At 52.3% G+C, this 20,343-nt stretch carries 10 protein-coding genes and 1 pseudogene; 10 read left to right on the top strand and 1 reads right to left on the bottom strand.

The window, feature by feature from the left end; genetic code table 11:
* Positions 1-153: 153 nt before the first annotated feature.
* Positions 154-525 carry a metalloregulator ArsR/SmtB family transcription factor gene (locus AR333_RS14595; protein ID WP_068776060.1) on the bottom strand — a complete coding sequence of 124 codons (372 nt, stop codon included), beginning with the start codon at positions 523-525 and terminating at the stop codon, positions 154-156.
* Positions 526-937: 412 nt separating this feature from the next.
* On the opposite strand from AR333_RS14595, the pseudogene AR333_RS25775 reads away from it, so the two are divergent.
* The 10 genes and pseudogenes from AR333_RS25775 to AR333_RS14550 all read left to right on the top strand — a co-directional run.
* Positions 938-1,165 (top strand): annotated as a pseudogene (locus AR333_RS25775) (hypothetical protein); the annotation flags it as partial.
* Positions 1,139-1,858, top strand: a complete 720-nt coding sequence (locus AR333_RS14590; RefSeq protein WP_367584494.1) for a cyclase family protein — start codon at positions 1,139-1,141, stop codon at positions 1,856-1,858. The pseudogene AR333_RS25775 and the gene AR333_RS14590, both read left to right, overlap by 27 nt.
* A gap of 207 nt (positions 1,859-2,065) precedes the next feature.
* Positions 2,066-2,386, top strand: a complete 321-nt coding sequence (locus tag AR333_RS14585; protein WP_068776058.1) for a helix-turn-helix transcriptional regulator — start codon at positions 2,066-2,068, stop codon at positions 2,384-2,386.
* Positions 2,387-2,489: 103 nt separating this feature from the next.
* Positions 2,490-3,800 carry an alpha/beta fold hydrolase gene (locus AR333_RS25440; RefSeq protein WP_253735845.1) on the top strand — a complete coding sequence of 437 codons (1,311 nt, stop codon included), beginning with the start codon at positions 2,490-2,492 and terminating at the stop codon, positions 3,798-3,800.
* 97 nt (positions 3,801-3,897) lie between these two features.
* The gene (locus AR333_RS14575) at positions 3,898-4,563 is read left to right on the top strand and encodes a DUF998 domain-containing protein (protein ID WP_068776057.1); all 666 of its coding nucleotides are present in this window, start codon (positions 3,898-3,900) and stop codon (positions 4,561-4,563) included.
* A 380-nt stretch (positions 4,564-4,943) separates the two neighbouring features.
* Positions 4,944-5,081, top strand: a complete 138-nt coding sequence (locus tag AR333_RS25770; RefSeq protein ID WP_367584473.1) for a hypothetical protein — start codon at positions 4,944-4,946, stop codon at positions 5,079-5,081.
* 226 nt (positions 5,082-5,307) lie between these two features.
* A complete protein-coding gene (locus AR333_RS14565; protein WP_068776123.1) occupies positions 5,308-5,811 on the top strand; it encodes a DUF4303 domain-containing protein in 504 nt (167 codons plus the stop codon).
* Between the two features lie 379 nt (positions 5,812-6,190).
* The gene (locus AR333_RS14560) at positions 6,191-7,252 is read left to right on the top strand and encodes a glycosyltransferase family 2 protein (protein ID WP_068776122.1); all 1,062 of its coding nucleotides are present in this window, start codon (positions 6,191-6,193) and stop codon (positions 7,250-7,252) included.
* A gap of 518 nt (positions 7,253-7,770) precedes the next feature.
* On the top strand, positions 7,771-8,154 hold the full coding sequence (gene panD / locus AR333_RS14555) for an aspartate 1-decarboxylase (protein ID WP_068776056.1): 384 nt from the start codon (positions 7,771-7,773) through the stop codon (positions 8,152-8,154).
* Between the two features lie 27 nt (positions 8,155-8,181).
* Complete coding sequence (locus AR333_RS14550; RefSeq protein ID WP_068776055.1) at positions 8,182-20,334, top strand: non-ribosomal peptide synthetase; 12,153 nt, start codon at positions 8,182-8,184, stop codon at positions 20,332-20,334.
* Positions 20,335-20,343: the final 9 nt, after the last annotated feature.

Here is a 20,343-nt window from a genome sequence, read left to right as displayed (position 1 = left end):
ACAGGCAAAATTAAACGGCCTCAGTCCCGTGGAGTTCAGGACTAAGGCCGCCTAGTGTCTTTACTTATTTATAGTGTCTACTTGACGGGGTGCAGTTCACAAGCCACTGAAGCTGGCGAGGGGCAGTCCTTGTTATTTGCGGCACAAGCGGCATTATCCGTGATTGGTGTGCTGGAGAGTTTGCAGAAAAATTTGCTCAATATGAGCATCGTCGAGTGAGTAATAGACCGTTTTTCCAGTCTTGCGCCGCTTAACGATTCTAAGGTTGCGTAAATATCGCAGCTGGTGAGAGACGGCCGATTGCCCCATTTCGAGCAGAACTGTCAGATCGTGCACGCAAAGCTCCCTTTTTAGCAGGGCGCTGATGATTTTGACACGTGTCGGATCGCTGAAAGCCTTAAACCAGTCGGCAAGTTGATTAGCAGCCTGGTCATCTATAAGCTCCGCCTTAACGGCATCCAAATCCAAGGTTGTACCCGAGCAATTCGTATCGCAATTTTCCGCTTTATTTATGGACTGTATCATAACTATCACCCTTCTGTCAGGCGCTTGCAATTCTATATTATAAAAGTACTGGTTAAACGAAATCATTACAATTAAGCGGCTGTTTTCATCACAATAACATATAAGAACACTACGAGCAAGATATATGGCGACAGAACGTGAGCAGTAAAGGGGATCCGTTTGGATTTATGAGTTATCCACTCTATTTTTTATCGAGTCTATTTAATGCTTTCGCCAAAAGACATCCTGAAGTTCGTACAAAATGAGAAGATGCCATGGAAATTCGCAATGCGGGTTTTTAGTAAATTAAATAGTCGAAATTGAAAAGCTGCCGGATGCTCTGGTAATTCACATTCGAATGCAAAAGATTCCTACATAATCTATGATAAAAGTATGCTATATCCTACCTAATTTGAGAAAGGAAGAAGCGGCGATGAAGGACTCTGCATTTGTTAACGATAAGCGAGTACAGTTCGATTTCGAAGTCGATTTCACCAATGGAGGAGGCATTCAAGGTCAAGGTTTTCGACTGGACATTGACGGCGAAGATATTTCGGATCAGGAATTGGCGGACTACATCATTAAGGATCTGCGCCTGCTCATGGCAGGTGAGGTACGCATTCACAACAAACAAATCATCCGGGAGCGTCATAAGCGCAAATCGACTGTTGCAGAAAACGCAGGAGTCCGATCTACTCTTATTGACCTCAGTCACACGGTCGTGAGTGGCATGCACACGTATTCGAACATTCTGAAACAGCAAGTCTCCGATTATTTGACCTATGAAGAGTCTGAAGATCGATACTCACACTCCCCCGGTGAGACTTTTCAAACTGACCGAGTCAATAGGGCAGCCAACACGGTTACTGTCATTGAAACTCCTGCTCACCGATATGGTGGGAAACCTGATGTTGCCGAACTGCCCATCGATTCACTCGCCGATCTTGACGGAATTGTCATCCGTCTTGAGGGCATGAAGGGGAGAGCGGTCTCTAGACAAGCATTGGCCGCATGTAATGTCCGCGACCGAGCCGTGCTCATCGAAACCGGACATGCAACATTGTGGGGTACCCCTGCTTATTGTGAAAACCATCCTTATCTATCCCGGGATGCTGCGGAATTTTTGCGGGACGAGGGAGCTATTCTCGTTGCCATCGACAGTATGAATATCGACGATACCGATGATCCGCAACGTCCAGCTCATTCTATTCTTCTCGAAGCAGGAATTCCAATAGTGGCAAACCTCTGCAACTTGGAGCAGCTACCGGCGGAAGGGTTCCGCTTCTCAGCGGTTCCGATGAAACTTCAATGCATGAGCGCTTTTCCTGTTCGAGCATGGGCTCGATTGCTTTAAGAAAATCCGAGCAAACGAGGGAAGTACAGAACGATGAAATTAGAAACGATGTTGTAGTTCGTTACAAAAATTTAACTGAAAAATATGCAAAAGAGCTCCTATAAACTAGGAGCTTTTTTTGTCTGCTTACTTTCTATAAAAATCGCATTATATATATTGACATGTATATACATATAGATATATATTTATTGCATGAGATCTATAGCCATGCAGTTAACGTTGCTCACTCTTGCCGAGCCAAATCGATTCAACATTGTTGAGTTACTTAAAAATGGTCCGAAATCGGTAGGAGAAATCGTCCAAGCCTTAGGTATTAGCCAGCCGCATGTATCCCGCCATTTACGCATCTTGAGTGAGGCTGGGATGGTGCGCTCACGCAGCAAAGCACAACAGCGAATATACAGCCTTGAAGCCGGACCGTTTCAGGAGCTGGATGAATGGTTTGATTCCTTCAGCATTCTATGGGAAGAACGGCTCGACAATTTTGAGGAGTATTTGCTGGATTACAAGAAGAAGGAGGAACTATAACCGGTATCAACAGTTGTATTGAGAGCTACATACTAAATTACCGGGACTTTTGGGACAAAATGCTTGATTTCCTTTGAAAACTATCAGAAAAGGATGACTGCAGATGAAAAATAAATCAACTATTCGTAAAAACCGGGAGCGTAGAGAACTCACTATCGAGCGTAACGTTGCAATTCCTGCTCAGCTTGCATGGGAAGGGTGGACCGAACCTATACATGTTATACAATGGTGGGGGCCAAAAGGCTGGACAACAACCGTTTATGAAATGGATGTGCGCCCAGGCGGAGTATGGCGATATAGTCTGAAAGCGGATGATAATACCGGCGAAGAGGCCTATTGCAGAGCTGTGTATGAAGAAGTAGAGGCGCAGCACAAACTGGTGTACACAGACACTTTTGCCGACAGCCAGTGGAATATGGTTAAGGACAGTGAAATGTACACAACAGTGATGTTTGAAGAAGAAATCCAGGGAACGCGGATTAGCATCGTGACGCGTTTTGCTACCAGCGAGCAATTGGACAATGCAGAAGCTATGGGAATGATCGAAGGATTCGCTGATGCCTTTGATCGTTTGGAAAAATACCTAGAAAACTTAGTAGTGGGAGCCGATGATACGATGGAGACCGTTATATCAAAAGATGGGACACAAATTGCTTATACAAAACGCGGGAACGGTCCTGCCCTCATTATGGTTTCATCGGCAGCCGCCGACCATCAGGATGCTTCAGAGTTAGCTGAACAATTGTCGGCTCATTTCACCGTATACAATTACGATCGTCGCGGACGAGGTCGCAGTACGGATACTGCACCATACGCTGTGGCAAGAGAAGTAGAGGATATCGAGGCATTAATTGCAGTCGCAGGTGGGGAGGCATTCCTGTTCGGAAGTTCTTCCGGAGCCGTGTTGGCGCTTGAGGCGGCAAACTTGTTAGGGAATCTAGTCGGGAAGCTCTATTTGTACGAACCTCCGTTCATTATCAATGACAGTCGTAAACCCGTGCCTGGTGACTATGTAGAACATTTGAATTCACTGATCGAAGACCGGAAAAGAACCGAAGCAATCGAATATTTCGCATCCGAGGCTCTGGGTATTCCAGAAGAATATATCGGCTACATGAAGGCTGATCCTTCTTGGAACAAGATGGAATCTTTGGCACATACGCTTGCTTACGATGGACAAATTATGGGAGTGACCCAATCTGGAAACCCGCTTCCGGCAGACAGATGGAACATAACCGTTCCAACCTTGATTATGACAGGAGAAAACAGCGGAACGTTTTTCTATGACGCGGCACGCGCGCTTGTCGAGCTTTTACCAAAGGCTGCTGTACAGTCACTTGCAGGTCAAGATCATTCTGCAGTTATGATGTCCCCTGATGTATTGGCAAAGGCTGTGATTGAATTTGAACTATAAGAAATACTGTGCAAGGAGCATGGGAATATGACTGATTTTCAAGCTCTCAAGTGTGATTCGAATATATGGAGATTCTCGACAACTGGAGGGATATGGATTGGCTAAGCAGTCGGCCGTTGTGAAACCTGTGGAGGTTGCTGGCTTTACATTTGCGCTTGTGTCGATCTTTTCAGGAACATTATTCGTGCTTCTCATTTGCAGCCTGCATTTTTTGCAGCCCGAATTTGATCCGACGTGGCGTTTTATCAGCGAGTATGCTCTAGGCAATTTCGGTTGGATGATGCACTTGGCTTTTGGATTGCTGGCTATTACTCAATTCAGTGTCGCGATTACGATTTTCCCGCATATTCATACGGTTATGGGATACATTGGACTTATCATTCTTGGAATAAGTGCAATCGGCGTTTTAATCGCGGCAATCTTCGTGACCGATCCCATCTCCGTTAGTCCGGATCAAGCAACATTTAATGGCCGTCTGCACTCTATTGGGGCGATGCTGGACTATACGCCGATAGCCGCATTGTTAATTAGTCTTTCGTTATGCCGACTCGATGCCTGGAGACCTGTCAAGAGAGTGCTGCTCACAAGTTCAGTTATTGCAATTGTCGCGATGCTCGTATTTGTACTTCAAATTCCGCAAGATGGGCAATTTGGGCCTGAGGTTCTGGCAGGTTTGTTTGGACGATTCCTAATCTTAGCCGACATTGCGTGGTTAATCATTGTGGGGATTCATTCAGCCAAGTTAGGAGCTTCTAATAAGTGATAGTAGAGGTATAGCAGCATTAATTGCATAAAACATGTTATCGTAAACCGGCTGCATCACGCTTGCATCCGGTTTACATCTGCAAGGGGACGTACGTTCAAATCAATTACAGTATGCGGAAGGAAGGATGTTACTGCATTCAATCCTAATAAAATCGTCATCACTGGAGGGGAAAATGAATTTAAATAGAAGTTAGATGTCCTGGCATTGATTAAACTCTTACACAAGGATATACGGTTCAGAAATTTTACGAATGGTCAAGTTGAGATAGAGACCAAGGGGATTCAAGAGTTCAGAGAGCTTGCGGAAAAGTCGTTTAAATTTTCTCTAGTCGTCGTCAAACAATAACAGATTGGAGTGCTGCAGAAGACAAAATAGAAGTGTTAATTGATTATGAAGGAATACTGGCCGTTGATTTGCCGAACGGATTAAAAACAGGAGATAACATACAACTGAAAGGAAAATCAGTATTTAGAATTGAAGAAGGAAAAATATCACTCATTGAAGATTACAGTTGATTAACAGAAACAACACAATCAGCAGGTGTATCGCTATCAATAACAATTGTGGAGAGATCTTTTTATGAGTCAATCTCATCGAGTCGCTAGGAATGGGACCAGGTTAAACGGGGCTTCATCCCGATGAATTCGCTGAGCTTATTTACAGACCTATGTACACAATATTATATAATAATAAATTATAAGTTTTGTCATGCCGTAGATGAGTGGAGGAACTCCGATGAAAATGCAACTTGTACAAAGCCTGCATGCCGAGCTCCGAAATGCAATTCTCTCCCATTATAAAGAACTTACAGCCAGGTGCACGGATGACGTTATCTATGGGTACAGTTTGTTTACTGACGATTGCGTAAGCAGCATCGGGCCGGTGGCCGTTAAAGAAGGATCCATACAAGTTAAGGAATCAGATCCAATGTACAATTACTACAGATATGGAGTAGTAGAATGGACGGAATGGGACGATTTCGGAATGTTTGACGAAGTGAACCAAACGATCAGGAACTATCATGAAACTGTAAAGGACAGTTTTGAAGAGCGGGTAACAACGTTATTACAAGCATCATTAGATGTCTTAATAGAACTTGAATCTACTGGATTGTTCGGTCCCAGAAACGACAGTAGATTTCTTGTTATTTGTGTAAGTGATTCGGAAAACGAGATCATGATTGAATCCGCTCAAAAACTTAATACATCGAAGGTGTGCGAAGATTACGCTTCAGAATTTGCATGAAATAAAAAGGCGAGGAGATAACAACGCGACAAAAAAATATGAATCCTAAGTCGATACATCCATAAGCAGGTCCCAAAATGACAGGATAAAATATTGTTTTGCCATTCACTTATAAGAAAGTTTCTTCCATATAGTCTATATAATGGTCGTATTGATCAATGGAATTAATTGCCTATCAAGTCTAAGGAAATGGCTTACAGTGCAAACTGTGGCGCTCTGCGTAAATGAAGCGGAGGGCCTTTTTGCGTTTGCGGAAGGTTACGAGCAAGCAGGCATATTCATCTTGAAATCAGGGACATTGGACTTGACGGCTTCCCGCTTACGCATTTACACTGACGATGATTTAAGGATATATTTGGTAACGATGGGAGTGAAGCGTATGGAGCAGTTGATAAGCATTGTGATGCCAACGTATAACCGGGCGCAGATCATTTCCGGCGCGATCGAGTCCATCTTGCGCCAGTCTTACACCAACTGGGAGCTGATCGTCGTTGATGACCGAAGCACGGATCGTACGGAAGAGGCAATCAGCGAGTGGACGCGCAAAGATGTGCGAATCCGCTATGTGGGCAATGAACGGGAAAAAGGACCGGGCGGTGCGCGAAATACGGGGATGCTGGCCGCTCAAGGCGAATATTTGGCGTTTCTTGATTCCGACGACGAATGGTATCCCTGCCATTTAACCGACAGCATGAGGACGATTGCGCTGACGAAAGCGGATATCAGCTTTGCGTTATGGGTGGAACGGCACGGGGATATTACCTCCTACAACTTCGACAATGAGGTTGAGCGGTATTTGCTCCATTCGATGCGAACAGCGTTTGAAACATGGAATGACGGAGAAACGATTGTATTCGAAAAAGGATTGTTCGAGGCGTTTTTGTCGCATACGCGCAATTTTTTTCAACTTAACACAATGGTATTCCGCCGGAAGCTGCTGGACGAAGTCGGCTTGATCAACGAACATTTTTATCTGGGGGAAGATACGACCTATCTGCTCCGCTTTTTCGACAAATATAGAATTGCGCTGCAAACCAAACCTCATTCCGTCTATCGGGAATCTCCCGACAGCCTCTACTTCTTCTGCGACCGCTGGCAGCTTGATCCCGATACGATTCATCTCAACGAGGAAATATTTAAAAAAATCGAGGGACTTAGCTTCAAATCTATCAAGGTGCGCAAGCATATCCGGGATTTGGTCATTCAGTCCGATTCCGTCGGCAAAAAAGCGAAACAGCTCTCGTACATTGACATCGGCATCGCAAGCAAATATTATACGCTCAGTTATTTGAACCGTTACGACCGCAAAAAAGCGCTCCATTATTGCCGCCAATCCCTTCATTACAAGGTGACCATTTACAATCTGTTTTTGTTTGTTAAGCTGCTGTTTTCAAGCAAGAAAGGAAACGTTTTTTTGCATAGAGCTCTTAATTTATGGTAGCTCTGTTCAAAAAAGTAAAAGAATTTCCCCCTCTATTGTAAGATTATCACCCTATCGCAAGTAAAGGTTTAGCACTACTATCAGGGTAGGTTACAACGTATTTCCTGTTCATGAGTAAAGTTTTATGTACCGTATCACTGTATTACTTTAACTCATTACCGCTACATCTGGTTAAACAGCATGATTGTTTACCCTTCGCAGCACTGAACCGCCTGTATGATGAGCTGCTGCGATATACAAGCCACCTGCCTGATCGGCATGAGCTTGTCAATCAGCATGATTCTACACAAAAACCACGAGCTTGCCCGTCAACACGTCCCCTCACAATCGCAAGAAATTACTCATTCAACTTGATCCCACACACGCACGAACTTGCTTATTTTTTACAAATAGCTTCATTGGCACGAGTTTGCCGCAGAATTTCTTTTTTTGAACGGCTTGATTGCTCCAGCTTGCTCTTTTAAGTTGTCAGTTAAGATTATTTTTTTCCAAAACTACCCCACAAGGAGAGTGTATTGATGTTTAGAGAGATGCATAAGTCCAAAATTCACCATGCTGTAGTGACCGAGGCCAATTTGAATTACGTAGGAAGCATAACCATCGATCAGGATATTTTGGATGCATCGAACATCCTGGAGAATGAAAAAGTGCAGGTTGTCAATATAAATAACGGAGCCAGGCTGGAGACATATGTCATAATTGGCCCAAGAGGTTCGGGTATGATTTGCTTGAACGGTGCCGCTGCCAGACTGGTGCAGCCGGGTGACCGCGTCATTATTATTTCTTACGCGATGATGGAAGAATCTGAAGCCCGCACGTATCGTCCGCATGTCGTCGTTATGGACGAGCATAATCGCATCGTAACGGAGGATTATCAAGAACTGCATTCCACAACGGTGTGATAAAAGACAGAACGGAGGGCTGCGACTATGAGAACCATCCGTAATTTATCCGGCGTATTGCTGGCGCGCAAGGAAAACGATGCGGGAATTTTATTTTGCGAAAGCGGTCAGGAGCGCTACTTGTCGTACGGCCAATTACTTGCATCGGCCGCAAGAGCGCTCCATCTCCTGCACGAACAGGGCCTTGGGCCAGGCGATTTTGCCGTCATGCAGATGGAAGATAACGAACAGTTTATTCTTCTGTTCTGGGCTTGTGTGCTTGGCGGTATTGTCCCCGTTCCCGTGACGGCTGCGCGTACGGACGAAGGACGCAAAAAGCTGATCCAGGTATGCAAGCAGTTGGAAGCGCCGAGATTGCTTTGCGATGAAGAGCTTTGGCCTGGAATTCAAGGCTACGCTTTGAAGCACGGGGAGGCGGAGACGTTGTTTCAGCTCGAGTCCGGCAGCCTGCCGATTGCAGAGGTGCTTGCGGCGTCTGCGGATGCAGGCCGGCCCGAGGCGGAGACGTATGACGCAGCCGAGACGGACACAGCATTCATCCAGTTTACATCTGGCTCCACCGGAGACCCGAAGGGGGTCGTGCTGACGCATGGCAATCTTTTATCGAACATGCGTGCGATTATTCATGGGGCGCAGTCTACAGAGCGGGATTCTTCGCTAAGCTGGCTGCCGCTGACACATGATATGGGGCTCATCGGCTTTCATCTTTCGCCGCTGTTTTGCGGCATGAATCAGTTGCACTTGCCGACTTCGACGTTCGTGCTTCATCCGATGAAATGGCTGGAACTTACGCATAAGCATCGGGTGACATGCCTTTCTTCGCCGAATTTCGGTTATGTGCATTTTCTGCAGCATTGGAAGCCGGAAGGAGCGGCGGCATGGGATTTGTCATGCGTCAGGCTTATTTTTAACGGGGCCGAACCGATATCGGCCGCCCATTGCCGCGATTTTCTGGAGGCGATGAAACCGTACGGGTTAAAGGGGAATTGTATTTTCCCGGTATATGGGCTTGCGGAAGCGAGTTTGGCCGTGACGTTCCCGGGGACGGAAGATGCCTTGAATACCGTTAAACTAGAGCGCAAATCGCTCGCTGTCGGACAACCTGTACGAATGGCCGGGGACGAGGATCATGCCGCGATCGAGATCGTCGAGCTGGGTTTCCCCGTACAAGAGTGCGAGGTGCGCGTTTGCGATGAAGAGGGGAGTCCTTCGGCAGCAGGCAGCATAGGCTCCATTCATATTAGGGGCCGTAACGTTACAAGCGGTTACTATAAGCGGCCAGATGTAAACAAGCAAACGATTTCCCCGGACGGATGGCTGAACACGGGAGATCTGGGTTTCTTGCTGGATGGGCGTTTATATGTCACAGGCCGAATGAAGGACGTCATTTTCGTCAACGGGCAAAATGTGTATCCGCATGACCTGGAGGCATTGATCAGCGGCCTGAAAGGGGCCGAAATCGGGAAAACGGCGATTGCAGCCGTTCAGGATGCAACGACCAAACGGGATGCGATCGCAGTTTTTATTCAGCATCGCGGCAAGATCGGCGGGTTTGTACCGCTGATGGCCGAGGTGAAAAAGCTGCTGAACGGATCGGCCGGTCTGGACGTTGCTTTTGTTGTCCCCGTTCGTCGAATTCCGAAAACGACTTCCGGCAAAATTCAACGCTACGTGTTGGCGGAAGCGCTGCGCGAAGGCGAGTTTGCCGAAGCGCTTGCCGAGCTGACGGGTCTGGAAGCTGCGGCCTCGTTGGAGCGGTGTGATGCGGAAAGCGGCGATGCCTTGCGCGGGGATGTCGGCTTGGAGCCGGCCACGGAGACGGAAGAGCGGATCATGTCCATCTGGCGCGAGGTGTTAAAAAAGGATTACATACGCCGGACGGACGGCTTTCTTGAGCAGGGAGGCAATTCGCTCAAGGCGGCATATGCCGCCGCCAGACTGCAAGAGGTGTTTGGCGCTCGGCTTACGCTTACCGATCTGTTTTTGCATGGTACGGTGAGTTCACTGGCTGCTTTGCTGGAGCAAAGGGCGCAGGAGGGCCAGGGAACAGCCGCCAACGTTACACCGCCGGTAGCCAAAGCGGAGGAAAGGATGGTTTATCCGGCGACTTCGGCGCAAAAGCGGCTGTTCATTTTGGAAGAGCTCCATCCGGGACTGCTCAATTACCATCTCACGTTTGCGGTTCAAGTGACGGGCCCGCTCGATATCGAGCGATTCCGCGCGGCGTGGCGAGCGCTGATAGAGCGGCATCCGGCGCTGCGAACGTCCTTTTATATGGAAGAAGGTAATGTGATGCAGCGCATTGAGCAGGAGGTCGAGCCGCCGCTTACTGTCGTTGACGGAAGTGGATGGCCGGCGTCTGCGCTGGCGCTGCGGCAGCGCAGCTTCCCGCAGCCGTTTCGTATGGAGCAAGCACCGCTAATGCGCATGGAGCTTGTGCGCATGGAGCACGAGTCTAGCGTGCTGCTGCTGGATATGCATCATATCATTACGGACGGAACGTCGATGGGTATTTTGATGTCCGATCTTACGAAGCTTTACGAGGGGATCGTACCGGAGCCGTTGTCCGTTCATGGCGGGGATATGGCGCTGTGGGAAGAAGCGGGCCGAAGCGGTAGCTGGCTGGAGCACCAGAAGCTTTATTGGCGCGAAACCTTTCGGGATGACGTGCCCTCTCCGGCGCTTCCGTCCCTCCGTCCAAGACCGCAGACGCCAAGCTACCGCGGGGCAATCGAGCGCTTCGAGCTGGAGCCGGAGCTTGCCGGATCACTGAGGGAGTTGGCTAGACGCGAGGGCGTAACGTTATACTCCGTCCTGCTTTCGATTTATTATGCGCTGCTTGCGAAATATACGGGCGAATCCGACATCGTTGTCGGCACGGCAGCCGCGAGACGGGTGCGCCCTGAGCTGCAAAACGTAGTCGGGATGTTCGTCAACATGGTTCCGATCCGCCTGCACGGGCAAAGCGGTTCGCGCTTCGATCAATGGTTGAAGCAGGTGAATGGAAAGACGCTGGCGGCTATCGACAACGGGGATGTGCCTTATGAAGAAATAGCCGAGCTGGCGGATTTGAAACGGGAATACGGGCGGAATGTGCTGTTCGATTCGGTGTTTACGCTGCAAAATATGGAACTGCCCGAATGGCGTAGCAAGGATGTCGTTTATACGCCCCAAGCGCTGGACAACTGCACGGCCAAGTTCGACCTGACTTGGGAGTGTGCGGATACCGGCGCAGGCATCGCATTTACGCTGGAGTATGCGCTGGATTTGTACGATGAGCGGGCCGCTGCGCAATTGGCCCGGCATTATGTAGCGCTGGCTCGGGCAGCCGCCGCACAGCCGCATGCGACGCTTGGCGAGCTCGATCCCCTCGAAGCAGAGGAGCGGGATCGGCTGCTCCGGCTTGGCCGTTCATTCACCGCGGAGCCGCAGGAGCTGTCGCTGCACCGGCTGTTTGAACGGCAAGCGGTGGAGACACCGCAGCAGATTGCCGTTGAAATGGGCGAGCGGGTATATACCTACAGCGAGCTGAACGAACGTGCCAATCGGTTTGCGCGCGTGCTTGTGCGGCGAGGCGTCGTACCGGGGGAGAAGGTGGCACTGCTGCTCATGCGCTCTCCCGATATGATTGCGGCGATATTGGCTGTGCTGAAAGCGGGAGCCGTCTATGTGCCGATCGACCCGCAATATCCCGAAGAGCGGATTTTGTTTATGCTGCAGGATACGGAAGCGCGGGTGATCGTGGCTGCGGCTGCGACGCTAGAGATAGGCGCCCGGATTGCCGGAGACAGCATAGATGTCGTCGACATGGGTGGACTCGATACGAAATGGGCTGACGAGTCCGCCCATGATCTGGACATCGACGGATCGGCGGACGATCTCGCTTATATCATGTACACGTCCGGCTCGACGGGCAAGCCGAAAGGGATTATGACCACGCATCGCAATGTGTCACGGATTGCCGTCCATACCGATTATGTAAGCATTTCGGAAAACGATGCGCTGTTGCAGCTTTCCAACTACGCCTTTGACGGTTCAACGTTCGATTTGTACGGAGCGCTGTTGAACGGTGCGAAGCTGACGCTGGTCAGGGAGGAAGAGGTTGCCGACGTTGTGCGGCTGACCGAGCTAATTGAGGGCAGAGGCATAACCGTATTCTTTGTGACGACGGCACTGTTCAATACGCTGGTCGATCATGGGCTGGAGTCGCTGCGCGGCCTGCGCCATATTTTATTTGGGGGAGAGCGGGCTTCCGTGCCGCATATCCGCAAAGCGCTTCACGCGCTTGGACCGGGCGTGCTGCTGCATGTCTACGGCCCTACGGAAACCACGGTGTTCGCTACCTGCTATAGGGTCACGGAGACATGGGAAGGACATGGAACGGCCACCGTTCCGATCGGAGCGCCGATCGCGCGTTCGGAAACACTGGTGCTGAATGAGCAGAGCCAATTGCAGCCGGACTTGGTGCCGGGCGAGCTATGGATTGCAGGGGACGGTGTCGCATCCGGCTATGTGAATTTGCCGGAACAGACCACGTTAAAGTTCCGGCCGCATCCGTTCCGGGAAGGCGAAACCGTGTATGGAACCGGCGACCTGGTACGGCGCTTGCCTGACGGAAATTTGGAGTTTCTGGACCGGATCGACAGTCAGGTCAAGCTGCGGGGTTACAGGATCGAATTGGGCGAAATCGAAAGCAGGCTGCTGGATTGTGCGGGCGTCAAAGAAGCGATTGTGGCGCTGATCGAGAATGACGGTTCGCCGTATTTATGCGCTTATATCGTTGCGGAGCAAACAGAAGGACAGGCGAGTGTTCAGAGTCAACTGAGAGGCAAACTGCCGGCATTTATGATTCCCGCCGCGTATGTGCAGCTCACGAAGCTGCCGCTGAACGCAAGCGGCAAGGTGGACAAAAAACGTCTGCCTGCGCCGGAGCGCACGGTCCCATATGAAGCGCTCGCCACAAATACGGAGATCATTGTCGCAGGGTTGTGGCAAGAAGTTCTTCATTCGGGGCAGGTTGGCGCGCTTGACCACTTCTTTGAGCATGGCGGTCATTCCCTGAAGGCTGCCGCATTGACCTCGGCAATCTACAAGCATTGCCGGGTGCGTATGCCGCTTCAGGAAATTTTCAAGCTGCCGACGATCAGAGAGCAGGCAGCCTGGATCGACCGGGCTGCCAAGGAAGCGTACGAACCTGTTGTGGATGCGCCGAAAGCCGCATCCTATCCGCTCAGCCCACCGCAGCGGCGCATGTTTTTGGCGGAGAGCCTGGCTGATATCGGACTAACCTACCATATTCCTCTTGCGCTTAAACTGTCTGGTGCTGTGGATGAGACCAGAATCGGAACGGCGCTTCGCAAGTTGATCGAACGGCATGAGCCGCTGCGGACCTCCTATCATTGGATCGACGGCGTTCCGGCCCAGATTGTGCACGATTCGGCCGCCTTTGTTCTGCAAACGGCGGAGCTCGCGGAGACGACGCTTCCGGAATGCTTGAGTGAGTTTTTCCGGCCGCTCCGGCTTGCCGCAGCGCCGCTGCTCGCCGCATGTTATTGCCGGCCCGAATCGGAAGGAGCGGAGGCCTATCTGCTGCTCAACATTCACCACATTGCAGCCGACGGCATATCCGTCAAGCTGCTCATGGAAGAGTTGACCCGTTTAATCGATGGCGAGGAACTTGCACCACCCGCTCTACATTACAAGGATTATGCCGTTTGGCAGGATCGACAGTCCGGCTCGGAACGGGCCAGGGCAAGCCGGGCGTTCTGGACGGAGCAGCTTGCAGAGCCGCCGGCGCCGCTCGATATGCCGTTGGACCGGCCGCGCGGTGACCGTCAGACTTTTGCCGGCGATACGTACATCTTTCACATTCCTGCGGCGCTAACCGCACGGTTGAAAGAAACGGCCGCAAGTGCCGGAGCGAGCATGAACAGCCTGCTTTTTGCGGCGTACGCGCTGTTGCTCAAGGGAACGACGCATCAGCCGGAATTTGCAATCGGTTCGTTGGCGGCAGGCCGGACTCACCCGGACACGGCGCGGATGATCGGCATGTTCAACCAGTTTCTGCCGATACGGATGCGGGTGATCGACGAGCTGCCGATCCTGGCGTTTATCGGTCAGACCCACGGGCGTTTGCTCGCCGCATACGAGCACGGCGATGTCAGCTTCGAGCACATGATCGAATCGGCCCTGTATCCGCATGACCCGTCGCGCAACCCGCTGTTCGATACGATGCTGATCGTTCACAATCAGTTTGAAGACGAGAAGCTGGCGGCCAGCGGCGACGGTTGGAGTATGGAGCCTATGCCAGTCAGCCACGAAACATCCAAGCTGGACTTCAAGCTTGATCTGTACGGCGATGGTGAAGGCGGTCTGCGGGCGGAGCTGGAGTATAATACGGGATTGTTCTATAAAGGCACGATGGAGCGGTTGGCGGATCGGCTGTTTTACATTTTGGAGCAAACGGCCGCCAGCCCCGACCTTACCTGTGGCGACGTATTAATGACAACGCCTGCCGAAGAAGCCGCCTTTGCGACATGGAATGATACGGGACATTCGTATCCGGCGGAGAAGACGATTCACGGATGGTTCGCCGAGTCCGCCCAGAGGTGGCCGGACTACCCGGCGGTGCGGTCGGCCGAAGGCTCTCTGACGTACCGAGAGCTGAATGATAGCGCCGATCGTATGGCTGCCGTGCTTAGAGGCAAGGGGGTTTCGGTCGAAACGATTGTGCCGATTGCCGCTCAGCGCTCATTGTCCATGATGATTGGGATCATGGCGGTGCTCAAGGCGGGAGGAGCCTATTTGCCGATCGATCCGGAGCATCCGCCCGAGCGGATCCGCGGCATTCTGGAAGATAGCGGGGCCAGGCTACTTCTGGCGGGAACGGAGTGGATTCATACGCTCCCGGCCTTCCATGGAGAAACGCTCGATCTGAACGCGCTTGCGGCTGCCTCTGTATCGGAGCTGCCGAAGGGCGAAGAAGAAACGGACCTGTCGCCTCAAGCGGGCCCCGAGCATTTGGCGTATGTCATTTATACGTCAGGCTCCACCGGCAAACCCAAAGGTGTTATGGTGGAGCACCGCTCGGCGATCAACCGGCTGGACTGGATGCAGACGGCTTATCCGTTGAATGAGCGCGACGTTATTTTACAAAAAACACCGATTACGTTCGACGTTTCCGTATGGGAGCTGTTCTGGTGGAGCTTTGCCGGCGCTTCGCTTTATTTGCTGGAGCCCGGAGGGGAGAAGGAGCCGTCCTCCATGCTTCGCGCGATTGAGGAGCAGGCGGTTACGGTTATGCATTTTGTGCCGTCCATGCTGGGCATCTTTTTGCCCTATGCGGCGGACAGCGGCAGAAGCGGCGAGCTTTGTTCCCTGCGATACGTATTTGCAAGCGGCGAAGCGCTCAAGCCCGCGCATGTCGCAGGTTTTTACAGCCTGATGGAGCGCGGCGGCGGTAAGTGCCGGCTCATTAATTTGTACGGCCCGACGGAAGCGACGGTCGATGTCAGCTATTACGATTGCCCGGACACTGGGGCGGGTACAATTCCGATCGGCAAGCCAATTCATAACATCCGTCTCTACATTGTGGACGAGCGGATGAGAAAGCAGCCGATCGGCGTGTCCGGCGAGTTGTGCATCGCGGGTGCCGGTCTTGCGCGCGGATATCGCAACAGGCCGGATTTGACGGAGCAAAGCTTTATTCCGAACCCGTTTGCCGCAGGAGAGAAGCTATACCGGACCGGTGATCGCGCAAGGTGGCTGCCGGACGGCAATATTGAATATTTGGGTCGCTTTGACCATCAGGTCAAGCTGCGCGGCCTCCGCATCGAATGCGGGGAGATCGAGCACGCGCTGCTCTTGCAGGCGGAAGTTCGCGATGCCGTGGTCACGGCAGTGACGGACCAAACGGGAGAGCCGGCACTTTGCGCATATCTCGTGACCGCGGACGGGGAGACTCCAGAGGAAACGAGCCTTCGGGCGGCACTTAAGGAACTGCTGCCGGAGTATATGATTCCTTCATATTTTGTTGCTATGGAAGCGTTTCCGATGAGTCCGAGCGGCAAAACAGACCGCAGCAGCCTGCCGCAGCCCCGGCTCGCTGAACCGGCGGCTTTCGGCGAGGCGCTGGCTACACCGACCGAGCATCGGCTTGCCGAGCTTTGGCTGGAGGTGCTCGGTCTGGCCGCAAGCAGGCCGGACGATGGAGCGGCGATCGGGAGAGAAGCCCATTTCTTTCAAATGGGCGGCCATTCCTTGCGCGCTGCGCAGCTTGCAGGCTTGATCGAGCAGAGGTATGAAGCGGCATTCGCGATGAAGGATGTGTTCGCCGCTCCTCTGCTGCGGGAAATGGCGGCCCGCATCGACAACGCGGCCCCCATGCGGGCCACGGTTATTGCCCGGGCGGAAAGCCGGCCGTTCTATCCGTTGTCGCTCGCGCAGAACAGGCTGTTTGTACTGCAACAGCTTTATCCCGCCAGTACGGCCTACAATCTTCCGCTCGCTTTGAACTTGACAGGCAAGCTTGATCAAGAGAGGCTTCGCGAGGCGATTCAAGGGTTGATTGACCGCCATGAACCGCTGCGCACCAGTTTTGACTGGGCAGACGGCAAGCCAGTACAGCGTGTCCATGAGAGGGTTTCGTTTGAACTCGCCATACATGCCTTGATGGATGCTGCGGACCTGAATACATTTGCCCGATCGGTCGTCCGCCCGTTCGATTTGCGAAAAGCTCCCTTAATTCGGGCGTTTCTCGCTACAGACGGCGAAAGTCGGCATACGCTGCTGCTGGACATTCACCACATCGTCGCCGACGGCGTGTCCATGAATGTGATGGCGAGCGATTTTGGGCAATTGTATCGCGGCGGCTCCTTGCAGCCGCTGCCAATTCACTATAAGGATGCCGCCGTTTGGCAGCAGGAGTGGATGGCTTCGGAGGCGAGAGAGCGGCAAGAGCAGTATTGGGCGTTACAGCTAACGGGTATGCTTCCTGTGCTGCAACTGCCGACCGATTATCCGCGTCCGCCTGAACAAAGCTTCCACGGCGCCAAGCTTGCACTGCCGATTCCGGCGGAGCTTGTCGAGGGAATCGGAACGGCGGCGGAGCAATGGGGTGTTACGCCATTCCATATCTGGCTTACAGCCTACCATACGTTATTGCATCTGATGACAGGGCAAGACGATCTTATCGTCGGCACGCCGATCGCCGGCCGCTTCCATCCCTCAACCGAGGCTCTGGTCGGCATGTTTGTCAATACGCTGCCGATTCGCAGCAGGCCATCCGGCGAACTGCCGTTCAGAGCGTTCGCCGAACAGCTCAAAGAAACTGTGTTTGCCGCGCTGGATAACGGCTTGCTCCCTTTTGAGTATATGGTGACGATGCTGAATATACCGCGCGACCTTAGCCGCAATCCGTTGTTTGACACGATGTTTGTTATGCAGCATAGGGAGGCCGGACAAACGGCGGCGGACGCCTTGCAATTCGAGGCGCAAGTGCCGGACAATCGCGTATCGAAGCTGGACTTGACGTTTGAGATTGCGGATCAGGGCGCAAAAGGCGCAGACTTGACGATCGAATATGCGACGGCACTGTTTAAAGAAGACAACATACGCAGAATGGCGGAATGGTATTTGCGTATTGTTGGTCTTGCACTGGCCGAACCGGATCGTTCGCTTGGAAGAATCGGGCTGCAGGGTGACGCGGCTTCGCAGAAGCAGAGCGAAGCGTTCAATCGCACGACCGTGCCGTATGCAAGTGGAGATACGGTAGAGGTTTACCTCGAAAGACAAGCGGCGGTAACGCCGCAGGCCGTTGCGATTGTGTCGGAGGACGGAGCATTGACGTATGCGGAATTGAACCGGAGGTCGAACCGGCTGGCTCAGGCGCTCAGAAAGCAAGACATCAAGCGCGAGGAACGCGTGGCCGTTGTGATGGATCGCAGCCTGGAGATGATGATTGCCATCTTTGGCGTGCTGAAGGCAGGCGGTGCTTATGTGCCTGTTGCGCCAGGCTTGCCGCCGGAGCGAATCCGCTACATGTTGGACAATTCCGGAGCCAAGCTTGTTTTGACGAAGGGCGAAGCCCCGCAAGGGCTGGAGGTGTTCCTGCCATTTATGGACATTCATGAAGCGCTGGCGCAGGAACGAGACGACTTTCCTGTGGAGAAGCTCCATGATTCACGTTCGCTTGCTTATGTGCTGTATACCTCGGGCTCGACCGGACAGCCGAAAGGGGTCATGATCGAGCATCATTCCATCGTCAACCGGATCGGCTGGATGCAGAAGCGATACGGACTGGACACAAGCGGAGTCATTATGCAGAAAACGCCGATTACCTTCGACGTATCGGTCTGGGAGCTGTTCTGGTGGAGCTTTGCTGGAGCCAAGCTGGTCCTGCTGCCTCCGGGCGGCGAAAAGGACCCCGCGCTTATGATGGATACGATTGCGCGGCATGGCGTAACGACGATGCATTTTGTGCCATCCATGCTGCACCTGTTCCTGGAACATCCCGGCTTGAGGCGCGGCGAGGCCAGACTGGAGAGTCTGAGTCATGTATTCGCCAGCGGCGAAGCGCTGACTGCGGATCAGGTGCGGCGGTTCCGTGAGCGGATTGGAGTTCCGTTCGATGTCAGGCTTGTGAACTTGTACGGCCCGACCGAGGCGACGGTTGACGTTTCCTATTACGATTGCTCTGACGGTGATATTCCGATCCAGGTGCCGATTGGTAAACCGATCGACAATATCTCGCTATATATCGTGAGCGAAGCGATGAAGCTCCAGCCTGTCGGCATTGCCGGGGAACTGTGCATATCCGGCGCGGGCCTGGCACGCGGTTATATCGGCCGGTACGATTTGACGGAAGAAAAGTTCGTCGTTAATCCGTTTGCGGCGGACAGTCTGATGTATCGGACAGGAGACCTTGCCAGATGGCTGCCTGACGGAACGATCGAATATTTGGGCCGAATGGACCATCAAGTAAAAATAAGGGGCCAGCGCATCGAATGCGGAGAAATCGAGCATATGCTGCTCAGTCATCCGGGGATTTCGGAAGCGGTGGTCATGAAGCGGAACGCCGCAAGCGGAAGCGAATATTTATGCGCGTACATCGTTTGCTCCGAAGCTATCGATCATCAGGAATTGCGGGATTTTGCAGCGCAGCGGCTGCCGGATTATATGGTTCCACAGGCCGTGGCGGAACTGCCGGCCATGCCACTGTCTCCAAACGGCAAAATCGACCGGAAGGCACTGCCGGAGCCTGAGCCTGCGGCGGATAGCGGCACTCCGTTTGTCGAAGCGGTAAGCGACATCGAACTGGCAATTGCCGCAGTATGGCGCGAAATCCTGCAAAGGGACGACTTCGGCACCCAACATCGTTTCTTTGACGTTGGGGGAGAATCACTGCTGCTGGTACGGGCGCATCAACGGCTGGAGGAATTATATCCCGGCGCTCTCGGCGTTACGGATTTATTCACCTATCCGACGATCGCATCGCTTGCGGCTTATCTGGAGTCGAGAAATCGCGAGCTTGCGAGCTGGAGCTGGAGCGGTCTGCCTATGGCAGACGACTGCGTTAGCACTGGCTATGCAGCGGAGCGTATCGGCAGCGTTCAGTTTCAACTGGACCAGGCGGTTGCGGAAGGGCTTGCGGAACTTGCCGCATCCCGCTCGGTGACCGTTGAAGCCGCGGCTTATGCCGTATATCTGTACTTTTGGCGCGGCGAGTCGGGTATGAGCCGTCTTGTGCTTCCGGCAATGACGGACAAAGGGCTGATTGCCCCGAATGAAATCGACTTTGCGGAGGTGCGCGATTTCGATACGCTGCTGCGGCATGCCGCCAAACGGACAGATTCGGAAGAATGTTATACCGCGCGGCAAATCAAAAAGCAGCCGCAAGATAAAGCCGGATTTGCCTTGTTCCCGTTATATGCAGGAGCAGCGCAGCATGGTTTCAAGGAACGGGAGGCGCTATTGGAACGATTCGATGTTGTGCTGTATATGGATGGCGCTGCCGCACCTAACGTGGCGGAAGGGCCAGAGCTTGGCGGGGTATGGACGTATAACGCCCGGCGCCTTAGCAAGGAAGCGGTACTGGATTGGGCTTCCGCTTATCTGGAGCTGCTGTCGAGCGTGGTCGAGCAATATCGTGCCGCAACGGGCAGCGCTGTCTCGGGAGCATAGTACGAGCCA

Source organism: Paenibacillus sp. FJAT-26967, from assembly GCF_001541095.1.
In the GTDB taxonomy this organism is placed as follows: domain Bacteria; phylum Bacillota; class Bacilli; order Paenibacillales; family NBRC-103111; genus Paenibacillus_F.
This window is presented reverse-complemented; position numbering and strand designations above follow the sequence as displayed.